We start from the raw sequence: 19843 nt of genomic DNA, 5'->3' as shown, positions 1-19843 counted from the left end.
AACGCCCACTGTTTGTCGCACCTCGCTAATTTTATGTATATTTAGTCGAGTCTACGAGAACTCCGAACGATACTACACACAACAGCGTGTATAGCTAATCAGGCGCAACAATAGCTTTCCGTGAGGCGCGCCTCACTACGCCATACACAGTGGGCGTTAGCAGCAATTATGAGAATTTTTATTTCAATATTACTTTCTATATTCATTTTGAATTCTTGCATCTCAAAAGATGAAAAGAATACTAATCATATTGATAATAAAACACAGACAATTAGCATTTCAATAGATAAATACCAAAACCAATTATATGGGTTTTGGCTTGGTCAATGCATTGCTAACTGGACTGGTTTGGTTACAGAAATGGATAAAATTGGTAATCTCGGAGAAATAAAAACAGGTGAATTTTATACGAGAGACGATTGGGGGAAACCTGACCATCCAAGTATTTGGGGAGAAGGTGTTCCCAGCGACTTATCATCTACTATAGATTTTGTGTTAAAAAAAAGTAATGAAATTTGGGGTGCTGATGATGATACAGACATAGAATATATGTACCAACATCTTCTATACACGAATAAAGTTAATATGCTGACCCCAAAACAAATACAAAATGGTTGGTTAAAACATATAAAGCCTGAAGAGGAAAACTATCTATGGGTTTCTAATCAAAAAGCATTCGATTTAATGAAAGCTGGTGTTCTTCCACCCGAAACAGGGAGCCCAAAACTCAATGAACATTATGACATGATTGATGCCCAATTAACCACAGAAATATTTGGCCTATTTGCACCTACAAGACCAGATATAGCCTTAAAAATGGCTGAATTACCTATACAAACTACTGCTAGACAAGAAGCAGAGGATATTTCAAAATTTTATGTGTCTATGCATTCACTTGTGTATGCTACAAATTCTATTAGTAATATGAAGGAAAAAATACTTTGGATGTCAAGTAAATCAAGAGAAATACTGCCAAATGATTCCTATCCAGCAAAAATGTATGATTATACTAGACTCTTATATGAGTCTGGTATTCCCTGGGAACAAACAAGAGATTCAATTTACTACAGATATCAGGTTAACCAAAAAGACGGCTATAATATAACATCAAGAAATTTATATTGTAATGGCTGTTTTGCCGCAGGAATAAATTTTGCTGCAAGTTTAGTAAGTCTTTTTTATGGAGAGGGAGATTTAAAAGAAACTATAAAAATTGGGACACTTGCAGGATGGGATTCGGATAATCCAACCGCAACTTGGGGAGGTCTGATTGGTTTTATGATTGGAAAAGACGGAATAGAAAGTACCTTTGGGCGGACATTTTCAAATCGATTTAATATTCACAGAACAAGACAAAACTTCTCGGAAAATGGTTTAAACACATTTGAAGATATGTCAAAAAAAGGTCTTATAGTAACAAACAAAGTTGTGTTAGAGGAATTAGGAGGCAAGATTGATGCAGAAAATAATATTTGGATAATCCCTTTAAAACAATAATAAGGAATAAAAAGATGCTAACAACATGTATAATTAATTGCTTTGTTATAGCCCACTTGGAAATTCCTTCGGAATTTTCTCTGGTTCGTTTTCTTTTACTAATTTAGTAGCTCAACCACACAACTAACCTTACACAAACACGTTGTAAATAATTAAATACCAATGAAATATTTAATCTCTATTCTACTTTTATCGTATTCAATTGAATCCAATGTAATCTTTGATTTTAACAAAAGTTCTGATATTGAAAACTGGATAATTATTGATGATGTCGTTATGGGAGGAAAATCATCAGGAAGTTTTAAATTAAATTCGGTAGGCCATGGTGTGTTCGAAGGTGCCATATCATTGGAGAATAATGGAGGCTTCTCTTCTGTACGCTATAAGTTCGAAAAATTACTTATTAAGCAGTCTACTACAATATCCCTTAAAATTAGAGGAGATGGTAAAAAATATCAATTTCGAATAAAATCCAATTCCGGAGATTATTATTCCTATATATATCCATTTTCCACAACAGGAGAATGGGAAGAATTACAAATTCCTCTAAAAGATATGTATCCTTCTTTCAGAGGCAGAAAACTTGACCAACCAAATTTTTCAAAAGACACTATTGAAGAAATAGCATTTTTAATTGGAAATAAAAGTCAAGAAAAATTTAAGCTATTGATAGATAAAATAGAATTAAAGTAAATCAAGTGTAATAACTATTTACAACACAATATATAGCAAATAGGACTTACGGTGGTTTAAGAAAGTTCAGTGCTATTTACGAATACTGCCAAATCGTTGATTTGGCTCTTAAGAATGAATAAATTAAAAACAAAATACAACGCTTTGGCTCAGTGCAATCTTGACGGTTTAGTACTTTCTTCCGCCCAACTTGCCATATACTAACCGTTGGTATGTAATTGCCTACGGCACGTAGAATCGCGTTTTCCAAACGCTGCCCTTCTACTAATTACATACCAACGCCCACTGTTTGTCGCACCTCGCCAATTTTATGTATATTTAGTCGAGTCTACGAGAACTCCGAACGATACTACACACAACAGCGTGTATAGCTAATCAGGCGCAACAATGGCTTTCCGTGAGGCGCGCCTCACTACGCCATACACAGTGGGCGTTGGTATGTAATTTGGTATGGTAAAGAGACATCGTTTACAAAGTTAAAGGGACATCGTTTACACTTTTTAAAGACTAAATTTCTGATTAAAATCGGAAATTATGCCTTGGAAAGAAACGACAACTATGGAACAAAAAATTGAATTTATCTGTGAATGGAGAACAGGCAAGTATACCATTACAGAATTATGCAAAAACTTTGAAATCTCTCGTCCTACTGCTTATAAGTTAATTAATAGGTTCGAAAATCAAGGTTATGAAGGTCTTAGAGAACACTCTAGAGCCCCTTCAAAGCATCCTAATGCAACACCTCTAAATATCGTAGAAGGTATCTTAAAGCTAAAAGAAAAATATCCTCGTTGGGGAGCAAAAAAAATAAGAATATTATTGTTTAAAGAATTTACAGAAAAACAAATCCCATCTGTGGTTACGGTCCATAATATTCTTAAGAAAAACGGTTTAGTATGTGCTAAAAAAAGGATGAGAAGAATCAAACCAGTATACCCTATTTTTGATCCTAAAAACTGTAACGAAGTATGGAGTGCTGACTATAAAGGAAAGTTTTTAATGGGCAATAAAATATACTGCCACCCACTAACTATTGCAGACTCTAAAAGCAGATTTCTATTTACTGCTAAAGGACATTATAAAGAAAATCTAAAGTCTGCCAAAGCAGAGTTTACAAAGGTTTTTAGGAAATATGGAGTCCCTAAACAAATACACACAGACAATGGTAGTCCATTTGGTTCGGTAAGAGCTATCCAACGTTTTACACAACTTTCCTATTGGTTTATTGAGCTTGGAATTAGCCCTGTATTTTCTGACCCTGCTCACCCAGAACAAAACGGAAGATACGAATGTATGCATAGAGATTTAAAAGCCGCTTGTGCTAAACCTTCAGCATATGATTTAAAAGCACAACAAAGAAGATTAAATCACTTTGTAAAAGAATATAATCATGTAAGACCACATGAAGCTTTAAACATGAAAACACCTGCAGATATACATGACTTTTCTACAAGAGCTTTTACAGAAAGAATACCTCATTTTGATTACGATGCAACATATAAAGTTCTTAAGGTAACTAAAAATGGAGCCATAAGATGGAAATCATATTATTGGGTATATTTAACTGCTGCGCTTAAAGGTAAATATGTAGCAATTGAAGAGCTTGGTAATGGAATTTGGAAAGTATTTTATAGAAATGTACTTTTAGGGTACTTTAATGAAAAACAATTAAGAAAGAAGGAACAATCAACAAGGTTAGAAACTAATTTAGGGTAAACCCTAATCTTTAACTTGTGTAAACGATGTCCCTTAACGAACAATTAAACCAAATAAGAAAATTAGGGTCTAATATCAAAAATCACAAATTATGACCAGAAATAATTTATGGATAGTTGCATTGATGTTAGTATTTCTTGCATGCAGCAAAGACGACAATCCATTAGAGGAACCTGAACCAATTGAAACAGAAGGATATAATATGCTTCTTATTGGGAATAGCTTTTTTAGACCTTATGCAGAAAAACTTGATATAATGGCAGTTGATGCTGGTTTTGAAAATCACACTAGTACGACTGTTTTTCGTGGGGGCGAAAATGGAAGACCTATCAATTTTTGGAACGATTCAACTAGTGCCGAACATCAACAGATAAAGTCTGTACTTGATGTGGGTAATATTAAATACTTTGGGATGACTTTTGGGCACGATTCAATCAATCGAAATGAAGGTCATCACGCTTGGATAGATTATGCATTACAAAACAATCCAGACGTAACTATTTTTATATCATTATCACCTTTTGACTTTCCCAATGGAGATCCTAATGGTACTCGACCAAATTGGAATACATTTGCAATAGAAAATGGATTCAACTCAATACAGGAGTTCTATGATTATTACATAAATGAGATCATACATAACGAAATTGTAGACGAATTGCGTATCGAATTTCCATCTACCAATATATTTACCATCCCAACTGGATTAGCAACATTAGAATTAGCACAAATGAATATTGATGGCTTATTGCTTGACGATATTGATATGTTTGGGGCACGCGAAACATCTATTTTTACAGACCCAAAAGGACATCAAGGTGATATAGTTCGCGAAACAGGTGGTCTTATATGGTTAAATAGTATCTATCACGTTGATCTATATACCAATACTTATGAAACAGGATTCAATACAGATTTACACGAAATCGCAAAACAAATAACCGATAACCATGATTCACATTACAAACAGTAAAGACCAATTATTTAAGAAATCAGGAATTTGAAAAACAACAACAGCTAACATGGCGTATAGTACATACCCTTTGGGATACACACCCTACACAGATCGTTGGTATGTAATTAAACCTTGAGTATTTTATAGAGTCTAAACAGTATGAGAAAAGTAATTATATTTTATTCGCTCATAGCCATGCTATTGATTACTGCATGCTCTAAATCAGAGAATGAGCAAATAACACCCAATATTCCAACAGGGAAAATGATAAAGGAACTCACAGTAAATGGGATTATCAGAGAATATATTATTTATGTCCCTGAAAATTATAATGCAACTACTGCACACCCTATATTATTATCATTTCATGGGTTAACTAGCAACATGGAACTTAATTATAACTATACAAATTTTGCTGAACTTGCAGAACGTGAAAACTTTATTGTTGTTCATCCGAATGGTATTGATAATAGGTGGACACTAAGCGCAAGTAATAACCCAGACATTGATTTTACCGAAGCTCTATTAGAGCAATTGGAGAATGACTATAATATAGAATCTAACCGAATATACAGTACAGGAATGTCTAACGGAGGGAATTTTAGTTTTACTTTGGCTTGTGGGCTAAGTAATAGAATTGCCGCTATTGGATCAGTAACAGGATTAATGCTTCAAGTGGCCATTGGTGACTGCATTCCAACAAGACCGTTGGCTATACTTCATATACATGGCACGGAAGATTTAATAGCGAATTATGCATTTGTACAAGGAGGTCTAGATTTTTGGATCGAAAATAATACCGCTAATATGAATCCAATTGTATCTAATATCCCAAATTTAGATACTCAAGATGGCAGTACGGTTGAAAAATATGAGTATTTAAATGGTGAGAATAGTGTAGAGGTTCTGCATCTTAAAGTCATAGGAGGTGGTCACCAATGGCCCGGTTTTCAGGGAAATATGGATATTAATGCTTCTGAGGAAGTCTGGAACTTCGTAAAAGCCTTTGACCTAAATGGCAAAATTGAATAATACAACTACAGGCAACAACACCTATAGGCAATGCCCTTCGGGACACCGCACATAGCCAAACCGTTGGTATATAATTGCCTACGGCACGTAGAATCGCGTTTTCCAAACGCTGCCCTTCTACTAATTACATACCAACGCCCACTGTTTGTCGCACCTCGCCAATTTTATGTATATTTAGTCGAGTCTACGAGAACTCCGAACGATACTACACACAACAGCGTGTATAACTAATCAGGCGCAACAATGGCTTTCCGTGAGGCGCGCCTCACTACGCCATACACAGTGGGCGTTAAGAGCAATCCACGCACAAATTTTGCCTCCCCCCTTTTTCGCGATTTTTTTTGAATTTTAAGCCAGATAAATTAGAAAAACTGAACTTATAAAAACCAAAATGTCGCCTACTTCACTTTCTCAAATAGAACCTAACCTAAAATTTCATGCTAAACAAAAAGGACAAAGTAATACAAGTTTACATTATTTAATATTTGTTGCACAATTCTATAGATCACGTAAAAATGCTGATATTAAAGTATTTAAAGCTTCATATTTAACTAAATGTAAATTTCCTGTCTATTGTATTAAATATTTATTACTAATTTATCACAGAATAATCACACTCTAATCCATCTTATTTAGATAATGATCAAAATTTTCACTAAGAAAAAACCCATCTAATATTTCAAAATTAACAGTCGAATCACCCACGTAGCTTTTAGCGAAATTATACCTATCCTTTTCATATAATGTCGCTGTTTTTATTCAAATTAAATCTGCTAAAACCTTGTCTAATTAAGTATTAATTGAATCTGGCAAATACTCATCTGCCACTTTAATTGTTTTTACAAAGTTATTCCTTTGTTCATCGGACTCTAAATTTTTATTATCTAACCTCTTTGTATTTATCCAAAAAATCAATTTAAAAAAATCCGCAGAGAGCAACAATTTCGATCTTTTTGAATGCTCGACTTGTTCCTCACAATACGAACCATCATGAACCCTTTCTAATACCTCTCTTAAATATTGGGATAAGGTCGTGTTAGTGTCATTGACAGACTTTAGTATAATTGCTTTCAATTCTTTAGGAAGTCTAAAGTTTAGACTAACATCGTCCTTTGTAACCTTTGATCGTTTCATATTGTCCTTCATTATTATTAAAACTATAACATTAAATACCTGCTTTAGAATTAAGCCATCTGCATATTCATTTGTAAATTCCTTGAGAAAAGCTAGTTTATTCTTTCTTGCTTTCACTGGATCGCTTTCTATTCTGCAGTGTGCATACAAACCTCTGAATTCTTTGACACTCCTGGCTTTATTAAACTCTCCTTTTGAGTTTAAATGGCTTGAGCCCTCAAATACGCTTAAATCCATATTAAATTCAAATAACTCGTTTACCTCTACTCCATGCTTTTTCAAAAAATCATATTGAAGTTGGAAGGCTTTATGATATTCTGAGCTTGACGCTTTCAAATGTTGATTAATGTTTTCAAGTAACCATTGACTAAATCTTAAAAGAACGAATAAATACTCACCATACTTTTTTAGAATAAAATCGAAAGTAAACGATAAATAATGATCTTTGTACTGAAGTAATATCAATATGTTTTCGTCTAACAACACCTTCTTACCTGAAACTATTCTTAAACCATCGTTCTCTGGGAAATAAGGATTGCCGTCAACATCGAAAGCGAATAGTCTATTACTGTACTGTTGTAAATCAAGGGATTTTTCAAAATTTTGGTCTTCTTCAATTAAATCGATAACGAATTTTGGCATATATAGAACAGCTGCACTAATAAAATTCTTTAATATTTCATTGTAAAACTTACTTATTGTATAAGTCATATCATTTTAATTATTTCAAAGCATATCCGAGTAATCTTTTGGTAATTCTGCATCTGCATCTCTCAAGTAACTTTCTAATGCCTTCATGGAAGTGTGTCCTGTTATTTCCATTAATCTACATTTAGCCTCATAAGGCGGATATTTTTTTCGTAGCTCTCTGTAAACCTTAGTTATGAAAGTATGTCTAAAGCTATATAAAGTATGTTCAAAATCTAAATCGAAATCATTTTGTACTGCTTTTTTAAAGCGACTGGTAAAATAGCTTCTTCTATTCTCAAGCTTGGTATCAGTAAACTTACCGATACCTTCGGCTGTGAACAAAAAAGATTCCTTATTATATTTGGTAAGATCTGGTAAATCACTAAATAAAATCTCTGGAATAATTTTCGTTTTGAATGGACTATTTTTGGCTTGAACACTTAGTCTTTTGTTGTTCAAATCTATATTTCCTACCTTAAGTCTACAAACCTCTAATGGTCTTAAGAAACTATAGGACACAAATTTTAAATATAATAATAAATCAGGGTCTTTAGTTTTCAGAAATTCAAAGATATTTTCTTGCATTTCTATGGAGTAGGCCATATGCTTCTTCGGTGTTGTTCGAAGTTTTTTGATGTCTTTCACAAAATTGTAGTCAACCCATTCATTATCTGTGAAAAATTCATACATACTGCTCAGGCTTGCTCGATAGTTATTTCGATTTCGTGAAGAAGTTTCTCAGAGAATGTGATTTAGAAAAGTATTAATATCACTTCTAGTCAGGTCTTTGATAAGATTCTTAGTTGGTTTGTTTTTAATCAACCACCGTTCAAACACTCTAATATGACTACTAAATGATCTAAAACTGCTTACCTTCTGTTCCTTTTCCTTTTCATCTAGCACAAATTTGAACGCTTCAGTTACCGAAGTGGCTTCTTCATCAATGATAGCAGCGCCCATTATTTGAACATCAAAATTCTTCTTGGCTAGACTTATAGGTTGATCTATAACTAAATTAGCTTTCGTGCTATTTAGGGCTTTAAGGCGATTAGTATTATCTTCATATGGATTAAAACCAGCCTTAAGATATTTTAAAATTATTCTTTTATAAATATTTAATACAACCAAACGTTCCTCTTTGGTCTTATAAGTATTGGCGTTTCCGTAGAAAGGTGTTTGTTTAGTCAAATAACCTGTAGTGTCATCGCGATAAGAAAAATAAACATACCACCGCTTTTTTAGATTACCCTTAGCGGTATAAATTTTTGGTTCTGAGAATTGACGCTTCAATGAGATTCTGTATGCATTTTCGTATTCATTCTGGATTAAAGTCCTAAAATTAAGCATAAAAAAACGGTTTGGCAACACCAAACCGTTGATTTCATTGACTTTTGTCTTAGTAGCGGGAACTGGACTCGAACCAGTGACCTTCGGGTTATGAGCCCGACGAGCTACCTACTGCTCTATCCCGCGATTTAATCTTAAAAAGATTTTCTTAGCTTTTAACTTTCGGTTCATAATGCCGACTCAATCAATTTAGGACTGCAAATATACGACGCTTTTTAAATTTAGCAAGCATTAAAACAAAAAAATAACGTTCAATAAATTGAGCGCTATATATTAATATTTTAAAGAGTATAACTTTTACTAATCGTCGTCATTATCATCATCCTCTTCATCTAAAGTTACTAATACGCCTTTCATATTCGCTTCATCTAAATCAAAATCAACAATATTTGGTAATTTATTTTTTAAAGCTGCGTAATTACCTTTAAATGCATTATTGTTTAATAATAGTGTTTTTAAATTGTCTAATTGTGCCAGCTCATTGGGTAGGTTTCCATAAAACGCATTATTTGATAATACAAGTTCTTCTAAATGTGTTAAATTACCAATTGACGAAGGAATCGTTCCTAAAAAACTATTATCAAATAGACTTAATACTTTTAATGATTTTAAATTAGAAATACTATCAGGTAATTTACCTATTAAAAGATTACTACTTAAAATTAAGTTCTCTAATTTTTCTAAATTTCCGATAGAAGAAGGAATCTCGCCTATGAAATTGTTGTTGTATAACTCTAAAGACCTCAAATTAGTTAAATTTCCGATATCGCTAGGGATAGATCCACTGAAATTATTAGAAAATAATTTTAACTCTTCTAAACGAGTTATTTTTGTTAATGTGCTTGGTAACTCCCCTTCTAATTTGTTAAAAGATAAATTTAAAACTCTTAAAGCAGTTAAAGCGGATATGTCATTTGGAAGATTCCCGTTAAGGTTATTAAAGCTTAAGCTTATTTCTACAACATTATCATTTTCAATAGTTAAACCATACCAATCAGAAATTGGTTGTTTTAAATCCCAAGACTTTTCCCAAGAATCACCATTAGTGGCATTATAGATAGCAAGTAAAGCGTCCTTTTGAGTTTGCGAAACGCTTGCAAAAGCAAATAAGGAAAGCAAACATAATATTGCGGTTAACTTTAAATTTTTCATAATAGCGGATTTGGGTTAGAGTCGTCTTCGCGTGACGAATATAAATTCAAATTCCATAAAATGCAAATTTATTCGATGAAATGCATTTTATAAAATTTAACTTATTAATTATCAGTTATTTTAATTTTGCTATTGTTCTAAGTTTTCTGCTTGAAAACTTACTATTTCTTGGTGCTCTACAACGACTGAAACTTGTATCGGATTACAACATATCTCACAGTCTTCAATATAATTCTGATGATTTTGAGAAATATCAACTAACATTGAAACTTGTTCCCAACAATATGGACATTGAAAGAAATGTTCGTCCATAGGTTAACCCAATTAAAATTGAACATTTAATAGTTCACCACTTAGTTGAAGTACTAAAACTTCCGCCAATTTAGCATCGTATTTAGCCTGATTTCTATTTAACTCTGCAGTTAACAAATTAAGCTGAGCTTGTCTAAATTCTATAGAAGTCACTTGTCCTAGTTTAAATTTTTCTTTGGTTCTTGAAAAATTATTCTTTGCAGTTTTAATGTTAGATTCTTGTACTTCAAAGATTCTTAATTTGTTCTGGTAATCATCCCAAGCGTTATTAAAATTACGTTCAACATCTAATTTCAACTGTTCTTTTTGAAGTTTTTGATTTTCAAGATTAATTTTTGCGTTTTTTACTCTTGTGATTGTTCCTCCTCCATCAAAAAGATTCCAACTTAGATTTAATCCTCCAGATAATCCAGTATTAGTAGAAACCGCCACAAAAGAAGCCGCATTATTATTATTTTCGTTCCAACCATAAGATCCTACCAAACCAATTGTTGGTAAATAACCAGACTTGCTAGCTTTTATTGTAAACTCATTGATAGCTATATTTTTTTCATTCTGAATTAACGTCACGTTATTCTTATACAGCTTATCTAAAAGTTCTTGTTTGTGTAACTGTAATAAAAATGCAACGGTAGTATCAACTGCAAATTCATTATCAATTTTATTTCCTGTTACAAAATTTAAATCGCGCTTAGCATTGATTAAACTCTGTTCTATAGTAATAATGTTTATACTATCATTATTGATATCAACTTCAGCATTAAGAACATCTAGTTTTGTGTTCTGCCCATATTCAAATTGATATTCAGATCGTGTTAATCTATCTTTTGAAATCGCTAGAGTCTCTTCAAGGGATTTTAAGTTTTCAGAACGTCTTGCTACATCATAATACACCGTTAATAATTGCGTAATCGTATTTTCAATCGTTTCTCTTGCTTGTAATTCACTAAGACTATATTCTTCTTTTAATCGTTTATAATCGTAATGACGACCTAAACCATCAAAAAGCGTATAATTAAGATTTATACCTGCATTATATCTCGAACTTTCTGCGCCATTTAAAGTAGTAGATTCTCCATTCGAAAATTCCGCAGTAATGTTATCTCTATTGTATGTTGCGCCTGCTGTACCAGTTAATGTTGGTAAATAGCCAGTGTTTAAGATATTCTTATTATTCTCAGCAATTTCAATGGAGTTATTTGCAATTTGAATACCATAATTGTGTTCTAAAGCCAAACTAATAGCTTCTGTCGGTCTAATTATTTGCTGTGATATCCCAAGAAAAGAAATACTTAAGGCAAAACCTAGAACAATATTATTAAAACTCTGTTTCTTCATGACCTTGTTTTATCAAATTATTCTGACTGTATTCTAGTTTTAGCTTTTCAGATTTTAGTTCTGCTTGTTGTTCTTTTACAGCACGTTCAACTTCTTCTTTTGTAATATCATTTCCGGTAACCAACCATATAATATTTTTCTTTAAGAAGTTACTAAATGACAAGAAAATTGGTAATACAACCAAAGTTAAAACTGTAGCAAAACCGATACCATAAGCAATAGAAACTGCCATAGGAATTAAAAACTGAGCCTGTCTACTTTCTTCAAATATTAATGGTGCTAATCCTGCTACTGTTGTTATTGATGTTAAGAATATAGCTCTAAAACGAGAACGACCAGCTTCAAACAACGCATCATCAAAAGCCATTCCTTCTCTTAGGTTTGTATTAAATTTACTGATAAGGACGAGTCCATCATTTACCATAATTCCAATGAGCGCTATAATCCCTAACATTGAAAGAATATTTACAGGGAAATCATGAATCCAGTGTCCCCAAGCTACTGCTGGTAAACTCAGTGGAATCATTAACAGCAACAATAAAGGTTGACTGTAACTTCTAAATGTAAAAGCAATAACAACATAAATTAACACAAGAACAGTTAAGCCAACTGGAGCTAATGAATTCATTAATTTTACGCGTTCTCTATTTTGGCCCTCATAAGATGGTGTTACTGTAAGGTATTTAGATAAAATTTCTGGCATAATTTCATCTCTAATCTCTGCCATAATATCTGTTGAACTCGTCTTTTTAGTATCTTTTATATCTGCTGACACTTGAATTTCTCGTCGGCCTTCTAGATGGTTTATGGCAACATCACCACGTGCTATACTATAACTTGCAATTTCTTTTAGTGGCACTTTTTGCCCGCTAGGTGCCGTAATACGCATGTTATCTAAGTTATTAATTGAGGAGCGATTCTCCCTATCATAGCGTACCCAAACTCTAATCTCATCTTGTCCTCTCTGGAAGCGTTGAGCTTGTGCACCAAAAAATGCAGAACGTACTTGAGTCATTACTGTTCGTAAGTTTAAGCCCAGAGCATATGCGCTTTCATTGAGTTCTAATCTAATCTCTTTAATTCCGGAAGGGTCATTATCTGTTACGTCTTTCAATAAGATATTATCTTCTAAATTTTTCTTTAACTCAGATTTAACCGCTTTAAGTTCAGCTATATCATTTCCTAATAAAGAGACTGAAACTGGTACTCCGCCAAAATTCCCACCTCCGCCATATACTAGACTTTCTATACCAATAACTGGTCCAACACGTTCTTGTAAACGATTTGTTACCAAGTCTGAAGTAATTACATTTGGTCGTTCTTCCCCAGGCAATAAATTAATAGTTAAAGAAGCTGAAGAAGATCCTGGTCCAATATTTTTAATCATATTTTCTACAAGATGTTTCTTAAAGTCTTCACCTAGATATTCATCATTAATTTCATTAGTAACTTCAATAGCCTTAACTTCAATAAATGAAATAATACTATCTGTTACTTTTTCGTTGGTACCGTTTGGCATCTCAAGTGATACATTAATTCTATCACTAGCAATTCTTGGAAAAAATGCTCCTCTTATTATGCCTCCTTGAAAACTCGCATTAGTCAACATAAAGAAGACCACAAAAAATGAAATGGTTAAAAATTTATAATTAAGCGCAAAACGTAAGATTGGACTATATACTTTATCCCTAAGCCAACGCATTATATAATCTCCAAACGTATTGATGTATCTTAATTTTGAAAACAATCTCTGAAGCAATCCTTGTTTCTCCTTTGGATTTTGTAATCGCAAAGCCTTAGAGTGTGCTAAATGTGCAGGTAAAATGATTAATGCCTCTACTAAAGAAACAAGTAGCGTTAACATAACGACTACTGAAACTTCACCAAAGAATTCACCTATTCTCCCATCTAGAAATAAGAAGATTCCAAATGCTAATATTGTAGTTAATATCGCAGATACAATAGCGGGAAGTACTTCCATAACACCATCAATTGCAGCTTCTTCTGGTGATTTCCCTTTTTCATAGTGTTGGTATATGTTTTCAGCAATTACAATACCGTCATCAACCAAAATACCAATTACAATGATCATCCCAAAAAGGGATAATACATTTATTGTAACATTAAAATAACCAGCGAACATAAACATTCCAAAGAACGCAACAGGCAAACCAAATGCTACCCAAAATGCTAAACGAGTATTTAAGAATAAAGACAAAAATAGAAGGACTAATATCATTCCTATAATCGCATTCTCTGTAAGTAGGGCTGTACGTTGCACTAATGTGGTTGATAAATCTCTCACCACATTGAGCTGAATATTATCATATTTTTGATTAAACTCTTCAATATAAGCTTTAGTCTTATCAGCAGAAGTAATTAAATCCTCTGCATTCGTACTTGTAATAGTGATATTAATTGATAAATCACCATTAAAATAATTAGAATTAGGAGTCTCGGAAAACTGATCTCTAACTGTTGCAATATCTTTAAGCTGTATTGTACGACCCGACGCATCAGCCTTTACAACTAAGTTAGACAACTCGTCAGCATAGTAAGAACGTGAATTAGCTCTAATTAAATATTCTTCTGCATCAGTTTTTATAGTACCTCCTGTGGTAATAAGGCTAGATTCATTAATCGCTTGCGAAACTTCACCAAATGTTAAGTTATAAGCTAATAAATTTGTTTCATTTAAAGCAATTTCAATCTCCTCATCTGGGTAACCAGAAATCTGTATTTGAGAAATACCGTCAATACCTCTCAGGTCATTTTCAACCTGTCTACCTATTTGTTTTAAGGTAGATAGAGGTATTTTAGAACCGCTTATAGCAAAAGTAATGGTTGGTCTTAGAGCTTCTTGCTTAGCAACAATAAGTGGCTCCATACCAACCGGAAATGTAGGAACCCGATCTACAGCATTTTTAACCTCGAGAAGCATAAAATCGATATCCTTCCCTTTTTCAATTTCTACATTTATATTTCCACTATTTTCTCTAGATGTGGATGTGACGCGTTCTACACCATTTAAACCTTTAAGATTATCTTCTATTTTTAGAATAATTCCCTCCTCTACTTCTTGAGGTGAAGCTCCTGGATAAGTAACATTAATACTAATATTTTTTGAGTCGATTAATGGGAAGAAAGAAGATTTAAGGTTCTTAGCTCCAAAAAAACCAAAGACTACAAAAGTCATAATGACAACATCAACAGCTACCGTATGTCTAATAAAAAAAGCAATTAGTTTTCTCATCTCTTAATTTGCTTTTCTAGATGATTTTACTGGTTCTTTATTATCTTTAAAAGGTTTTACCAACATGCCTGCATAGGCTCCAGGGATAGGTTTTATGACCATTACTGTGCCATCAGGTACATTCTTCAGAACAGCTTTTTTATCAGAAAAATAAACTGGCATTACATCAATTAGGTCTAAAATACTATCTCTAACTACAAAAATCTGATCTCCATCTAATACTAAACTTCTATTCACTTCTATAGCGTCTGACTCTTGTTTGGCATTTAGATTTGCTTCTAAATACATACCTTCTTTTAAGGTCTTGTCCTTAACCTCAATATAAGCAGTAATAGTTTGTGTTGTAGCGTCTATACTCCCGTTTATTCGAGATACTTTACCTGTATATTCCTGAGTATTATTAAGGTTTTTAAGTACTACGCTTTCTCCAACTTTTAATAGACTTGCATAGTTTTTACTTAAAGCTACTTCCATTTCATAAACCGAAGGATCAATATATTCTCCTAATTTTTGTCCATTTCTAATTAGAGAACCTTCAGTTACTAATGCTTCAGTTAAGATTCCAGAAAATGGTGCTCTAATATTATATTTAGCTAAACGCTGTTCAAGATTTTTAACATTGTAGTAATTTGAAACAATACCACGACCAGTGATAAAATAATTTTCTTTTTCTGAAGTCATCTCTGGTAATTTCGGTGTCGATTTATTTAAATCGAAACCGTTTAAATAACTCTGCCACTTTTGAAAAACTTCAGGAAAGTCTAATCTTAAATCTGGCATTATTGACGCAATAGAATTATAAAGATTACTTTTTGAAGACTGAACACTAGCGTAATATTCAGACGCATCAATGCGAATTAAATTTTCTCCGTTCTTGTATTCTTGACCAGGTTTAAAAAGTTTACTCCCAGATTTAAAAACACCTTGTACTTCAGCATAGAGTTCTACACGACGTTGTGCCACTAAACTTCCATTAGCAGGTATTACAATTTGTACTGTTGAATTTTTAACGGTGTCTGTAAAAACCGTTTTTACAACCTTAGCTGGTGTTGGTCTTTTCTTCTTTTTATTGTCAGCAATATATTTGCTACCAAAGTAAGCACCGACTATTAGGAGAATTCCTAATACGGTAAGAATAATTTTGCGCATTGTGGTGTTGATGGTTATTGAATTGCAAATTTACCTATAACAGAATGCTTTGGCGTTAAAATATTCTTAATTGTTAATGCTGTCTAACTGCTCTTGTATGGTTTCCCAATTTTCCATTAACTGCTCTAAGTCTTTTTTCTTTTTCTGATAATTATCAAAAAACTTAGGGTCTGAAGCCGTAGCATCATAATCTGTAGCTAATTTTACATCGTCAGATTTAATATCTTTCTCTAACTGATTGATTTTAGACTCAATATTACTCAATTTGTTATTTAAAGATTTCTGCTTCTTTTGATTTTCGTAGCTTTGTTTATTGCTTTCTTTAGGCTTATTAGCAACAACCGTTCGCTTTTCTGCTTCTCTTAAGTTTTCGAGATTACGTTGTTCTAGGTAAAAATCTATATCACCTAAATATTCCTTTATATTTTGATCTTTAAATTCATAGACCGTATCTGTTAAACCTTGTAGAAAATCTCTATCGTGAGACACTAATATTAGAGTACCTTCGAATTTTCTCAAAGCATCTTTCAACACATTTTTAGATTTTATATCTAAATGATTAGTTGGCTCATCCATAATGAGAACATTTAATGGTTGAAGCAATAACTTAGCTAAAGCCAATCGATTACGTTCACCACCAGATAGCACTCTCACATACTTCTCTACCTCGTCTCCTCTAAATAAAAATGAACCTAGTATATCTCTAACTTTACTTCTATTAGTTTCATTAGCAGCATCAATCATCGTATCTAAAACGGTTTTACTACCATCCAAATATTCTGCCTGATTCTGGGCGAAATAACCTATTTGTACGTTATGACCTAGGTTTAAATTTCCTTCATGCTTTATCTCACCTACAATAATTTTGGCTAAAGTAGACTTGCCTTGACCATTCTGACCAACGAAAGCTGTTTTTATATCTCTTGGGACTGCTAAACTTACATTATGCAAAACCTGCAAATCACCATACGATTTAGATACATTTTCAACTTCGACTACAACCTTTCCTGGTGTAATAGATACAGGGAAATTTAAAGACATTACACTATTATCATCTTCATCAACTTCTATACGGTCAATGCGATCTAACTTCTTAATAAGTGATTGTGCCATGGTCGCTTTAGACGCTTTAGCTCTAAATTTTTCAATTAACTTTTCAGTTTGTTGAATCTGTTTTTCTTGATTCTTTTGAGCTGCCAATTGCTGAATTTTCATCTCTTTACGTAACGCCAAAAACTTGGTATATGGTTTATTGTAATCGTAAATTCTGCCTAAAGAAATTTCTATGGTTCTATTAGTTACATTGTCTAAAAACATTTTGTCGTGAGATACAATAACTACAGCACCTGGATAGTTTTTTAAGAAATTTTCTAACCAAATAATGGATTCAATATCTAAGTGGTTGGTCGGCTCATCTAATAGTAATAAATCATTATTTTGAAGTAATAGCTTTGCCAATTCAATACGCATTCTCCAACCTCCAGAAAACGTATCTGTTAGTTTATTAAAATCTTCGCGTTTAAAACCTAAACCTTGAAGAATTTTTTCTGTTTCTCCTTGGTAATTATAACCTCCTAAAATTTCATATTGATGTTGAATCTCATTTAAATCAATCATCAATTGATTATAAGATTCGCTTTCATAATCTGTACGTTCAGCTAATTGGGTATTGATTTCTTCTAACTTAGCTTCACATTCTTTAATCTCCTTAAAAGCTTCATATGATTCCTCCAAAACAGTTTTACCAAAATCAAAATCAATATCCTGTTTTAAAAATCCGATTTTCAAATCCTTATCTGCAGCTATTTGTCCGTTATCTGCCTCTTGCTCTTTTGATAAAATTCTAAGCATAGTAGATTTACCTGCACCATTTTTACCAATTAAACCAATTCGATCACCAAGACCTAGCTTAAAAGTAATTTCTTCAAAAAGATATTCTCCTTGAAACGATATTGATAAATTATGGATATTTAGCATAACTTTTTTGAATATTACAATTGCTATAAACGTTACAATTGTTACAATACTAGAATTATAAAAAATTTATCTTTGTACTGTATTAAAAAACGCAAAAATAAACGTTTTTAGTTATGATTAGAAAAGGAATGAAACTTTATAGTATTCTTTTTGGAGCTTGCCCAAAATGCCATCAAGAATCCATGTATGTGGAAAAAAACTCATACATTCTTACTGATACTTTAAAAATTAATGAGATCTGCTCACATTGCAATACTAGATATAGAATGGAACCCTCTTTTTTCTACGGCTCCATGTATGTAAGTTATGGTGTAGGTATTGCTTTTGCCTTGATAGCTTTTGCTGTAAGTTACCTCATTTTTGAAAGCTCTTTACTAGTTGCATTTTTTGCTATTGTCGGAACACTAGTTGTCTTTATGCCTTTTATCATGAGGTTATCTAGAAATATTTGGATTAATCTCTTTTTGAGCTATGATAAATCTTTAATTAAAGATTAAACCGTTTAATATCTATCTCAGCATCTAAAGCTTCATTATTTTCAATAAACTTAAATAATTCTTTAGCAACGTAAGGTGCTATCATTACTCCTCTCGTTCCCAAACCATTTAATACATAGAGATTGTTGTATTCTGAATGTCTACCAACCAAAGGTCTTCTATCTTTTACAGTAGGTCTGACTCCTGCAACATGTCTGACAACTTCAAAATCACATTTTATAAAACTTTTTACTTTTAAAAGTAATTCTGTTTTAGCCTTTTCTGTCGGTAGATTTGATTTATCCTCATTATCATAAGTCGAACCAACATTATATAAATCACCTCCTATCGGAATCACAAATACAGAAGACTTTATAGCATAATCAATTTTTAATTCTGGAGCTTTAATGGTTAGGATTTCACCTTTTGAACCTGTTAGCGGAATGTCTTCAAAGTAAGGATTATGTTTCACTCCAAATCCTTCCGCAAAAACTAGATGTGAGGCTTTATAGTTTTTATATAGAATTAAATTGGCTTCAAATTGAACTGTACTATGTTGAAATGTGATATCCTTTAAACAATCATTCTGTTTTAAAAAATCTTTGTAACAAGAAATTAATAGTTCTGTATCTACTCGACCTGCATGTAATACTTCACCAAATCCATAAGGAGCTTCAATTTCTGAATTTGTATTCTTAACTAGTTGAGTTGAAAGAAACGTTTCAAGAGCTGGTTTATCTGAAGCTGTAAACCATTTATTCTGTTCCTGTATAGAAGTAAAGCGTCTCAAGATTCGGAGCGGATAATCTACTTTTATATTTAAGTCGTTTTCAATATTTGAATATAATGGAAGAGCAAGTTCTAATTGTGTTTTTGCTTTCCAAACTTCAGAAAAGCGTTTTAAGATTACAGGATTATACAATCCTGCTGCGACTAATGAAGACTTTTGCGATTGATCATCAAATACCAAATAAGATTTGCGATGTGCTCTTAATTGCTCGCAAAATGCTACACTCGCTAAACCACAGCCTACTATTAAGTAATCTACTTGTTTCATTGAAACAAAAATAGATAAATGTCTTTACAAAAATGACAGTAATAAAAAAAACGCTCACTTTTTAA

The 19843-nt window shown here is 32.7% G+C and carries 16 protein-coding genes and 1 tRNA gene; 6 read left to right on the top strand and 11 right to left on the bottom strand.

The window, feature by feature from the left end; translation table 11 throughout:
* Positions 1 to 168: 168 nt before the first annotated feature.
* The 5 genes from WPG_RS10400 to WPG_RS10380 all read left to right on the top strand — a co-directional run bounded on the left by WPG_RS10400 (position 169) and on the right by WPG_RS10380 (position 5893).
* Positions 169 to 1497 carry an ADP-ribosylglycohydrolase family protein gene (locus WPG_RS10400; RefSeq protein WP_045472237.1) on the top strand — a complete coding sequence of 443 codons (1329 nt, stop codon included), beginning with the start codon at positions 169 to 171 and terminating at the stop codon, positions 1495 to 1497.
* Between the two features lie 162 nt (positions 1498 to 1659).
* Positions 1660 to 2190 carry a CIA30 family protein gene (locus WPG_RS10395; RefSeq protein ID WP_045472234.1) on the top strand — a complete coding sequence of 177 codons (531 nt, stop codon included), beginning with the start codon at positions 1660 to 1662 and terminating at the stop codon, positions 2188 to 2190.
* A gap of 534 nt (positions 2191 to 2724) precedes the next feature.
* Complete coding sequence (locus tag WPG_RS10390; RefSeq protein WP_045472232.1) at positions 2725 to 3906, top strand: integrase core domain-containing protein; 1182 nt, start codon at positions 2725 to 2727, stop codon at positions 3904 to 3906.
* Positions 3907 to 3997: 91 nt separating this feature from the next.
* Positions 3998 to 4879 carry a hypothetical protein gene (locus WPG_RS10385; protein ID WP_045472229.1) on the top strand — a complete coding sequence of 294 codons (882 nt, stop codon included), beginning with the start codon at positions 3998 to 4000 and terminating at the stop codon, positions 4877 to 4879.
* Between the two features lie 141 nt (positions 4880 to 5020).
* Complete coding sequence (locus tag WPG_RS10380) at positions 5021 to 5893, top strand: alpha/beta hydrolase family esterase (RefSeq protein ID WP_045472226.1); 873 nt, start codon at positions 5021 to 5023, stop codon at positions 5891 to 5893.
* Between the two features lie 789 nt (positions 5894 to 6682).
* On the opposite strand, the gene WPG_RS10375 is transcribed toward WPG_RS10380, so the two are convergent.
* The 10 genes from WPG_RS10375 to WPG_RS10335 form a co-directional block, all read right to left on the bottom strand.
* Positions 6683 to 7738, bottom strand: a complete 1056-nt coding sequence (locus WPG_RS10375) for a hypothetical protein (RefSeq protein ID WP_045472224.1) — start codon at positions 7736 to 7738, stop codon at positions 6683 to 6685.
* Positions 7739 to 7753: 15 nt separating this feature from the next.
* The gene (locus WPG_RS17465) at positions 7754 to 8407 is read right to left on the bottom strand and encodes a tyrosine-type recombinase/integrase (protein ID WP_052471220.1); all 654 of its coding nucleotides are present in this window, start codon (positions 8405 to 8407) and stop codon (positions 7754 to 7756) included.
* 48 nt (positions 8408 to 8455) lie between these two features.
* Complete coding sequence (locus WPG_RS17460) at positions 8456 to 9064, bottom strand: hypothetical protein (protein WP_052471219.1); 609 nt, start codon at positions 9062 to 9064, stop codon at positions 8456 to 8458.
* Positions 9065 to 9117: 53 nt separating this feature from the next.
* Positions 9118 to 9190, bottom strand: a tRNA-Met gene (locus WPG_RS10365).
* 174 nt (positions 9191 to 9364) lie between these two features.
* Positions 9365 to 10216: a leucine-rich repeat domain-containing protein gene (locus WPG_RS10360; protein ID WP_045472221.1), complete on the bottom strand. Its 852-nt coding sequence runs from the start codon at positions 10214 to 10216 to the stop codon at positions 9365 to 9367.
* 129 nt (positions 10217 to 10345) lie between these two features.
* Positions 10346 to 10528 (bottom strand): CPXCG motif-containing cysteine-rich protein, encoded by a 183-nt coding sequence (locus WPG_RS17775; protein ID WP_084221561.1) that lies wholly within the window; start codon positions 10526 to 10528, stop codon positions 10346 to 10348.
* Positions 10529 to 10540: 12 nt separating this feature from the next.
* On the bottom strand, positions 10541 to 11866 hold the full coding sequence (locus tag WPG_RS10350; protein ID WP_045472215.1) for a TolC family protein: 1326 nt from the start codon (positions 11864 to 11866) through the stop codon (positions 10541 to 10543).
* Entirely contained in the window at positions 11847 to 15119 is a 3273-nt protein-coding gene (locus WPG_RS10345) for an efflux RND transporter permease subunit (protein ID WP_045472212.1), read from the bottom strand. The genes WPG_RS10350 and WPG_RS10345 overlap by 20 nt, the downstream gene beginning before the upstream one ends.
* A gap of 3 nt (positions 15120 to 15122) precedes the next feature.
* Entirely contained in the window at positions 15123 to 16268 is a 1146-nt protein-coding gene (locus tag WPG_RS10340) for an efflux RND transporter periplasmic adaptor subunit (protein WP_045472209.1), read from the bottom strand.
* A 66-nt stretch (positions 16269 to 16334) separates the two neighbouring features.
* Entirely contained in the window at positions 16335 to 18245 is a 1911-nt protein-coding gene (locus tag WPG_RS10335) for an ABC-F family ATP-binding cassette domain-containing protein (RefSeq protein WP_045472206.1), read from the bottom strand.
* 113 nt (positions 18246 to 18358) lie between these two features.
* Between WPG_RS10335 and WPG_RS10330 the strand changes: the two genes are divergently transcribed.
* A complete protein-coding gene (locus tag WPG_RS10330) occupies positions 18359 to 18742 on the top strand; it encodes a DUF983 domain-containing protein (RefSeq protein ID WP_045472203.1) in 384 nt (127 codons plus the stop codon).
* Here the strand turns inward: WPG_RS10330 and WPG_RS10325 are convergent.
* Positions 18732 to 19778, bottom strand: a complete 1047-nt coding sequence (locus WPG_RS10325) for an NAD(P)/FAD-dependent oxidoreductase (protein ID WP_045472200.1) — start codon at positions 19776 to 19778, stop codon at positions 18732 to 18734. The genes WPG_RS10330 and WPG_RS10325 overlap by 11 nt on opposite strands.
* Between the last annotated feature and the right edge of the window lie 65 nt (positions 19779 to 19843).

It is taken from the genome of Winogradskyella sp. PG-2 (assembly GCF_000828715.1).
Classification (GTDB): domain Bacteria; phylum Bacteroidota; class Bacteroidia; order Flavobacteriales; family Flavobacteriaceae; genus Winogradskyella.
Note: the sequence above shows the minus strand (reverse complement) of the source record. Positions and strands in the feature narration are given on the sequence as shown.

Bases quoted from the DNA above. Each gene is read 5' to 3' on its own strand.
- WPG_RS10400 (WP_045472237.1), top strand. From the start codon at position 169: ATGAGAATTTTTATTTCAATATTACTTTCTATATTCATTTTGAATTCT.
- WPG_RS10395 (WP_045472234.1), top strand. From the start codon at position 1,660: ATGAAATATTTAATCTCTATTCTACTTTTATCGTATTCAATTGAATCC.
- WPG_RS10390 (WP_045472232.1), top strand. From the start codon at position 2,725: ATGCCTTGGAAAGAAACGACAACTATGGAACAAAAAATTGAATTTATC.
- WPG_RS10385 (WP_045472229.1), top strand. From the start codon at position 3,998: ATGACCAGAAATAATTTATGGATAGTTGCATTGATGTTAGTATTTCTT.
- WPG_RS10380 (WP_045472226.1), top strand. From the start codon at position 5,021: ATGAGAAAAGTAATTATATTTTATTCGCTCATAGCCATGCTATTGATT.
- WPG_RS10375 (WP_045472224.1), bottom strand. From the start codon at position 7,738: ATGACTTATACAATAAGTAAGTTTTACAATGAAATATTAAAGAATTTT.
- WPG_RS17465 (WP_052471220.1), bottom strand. From the start codon at position 8,407: ATGTATGAATTTTTCACAGATAATGAATGGGTTGACTACAATTTTGTG.
- WPG_RS17460 (WP_052471219.1), bottom strand. From the start codon at position 9,064: ATGCTTAATTTTAGGACTTTAATCCAGAATGAATACGAAAATGCATAC.
- WPG_RS10360 (WP_045472221.1), bottom strand. From the start codon at position 10,216: ATGAAAAATTTAAAGTTAACCGCAATATTATGTTTGCTTTCCTTATTT.
- WPG_RS17775 (WP_084221561.1), bottom strand. From the start codon at position 10,528: ATGGACGAACATTTCTTTCAATGTCCATATTGTTGGGAACAAGTTTCA.
- WPG_RS10350 (WP_045472215.1), bottom strand. From the start codon at position 11,866: ATGAAGAAACAGAGTTTTAATAATATTGTTCTAGGTTTTGCCTTAAGT.
- WPG_RS10345 (WP_045472212.1), bottom strand. From the start codon at position 15,119: ATGAGAAAACTAATTGCTTTTTTTATTAGACATACGGTAGCTGTTGAT.
- WPG_RS10340 (WP_045472209.1), bottom strand. From the start codon at position 16,268: ATGCGCAAAATTATTCTTACCGTATTAGGAATTCTCCTAATAGTCGGT.
- WPG_RS10335 (WP_045472206.1), bottom strand. From the start codon at position 18,245: ATGCTAAATATCCATAATTTATCAATATCGTTTCAAGGAGAATATCTT.
- WPG_RS10330 (WP_045472203.1), top strand. From the start codon at position 18,359: ATGATTAGAAAAGGAATGAAACTTTATAGTATTCTTTTTGGAGCTTGC.
- WPG_RS10325 (WP_045472200.1), bottom strand. From the start codon at position 19,778: ATGAAACAAGTAGATTACTTAATAGTAGGCTGTGGTTTAGCGAGTGTA.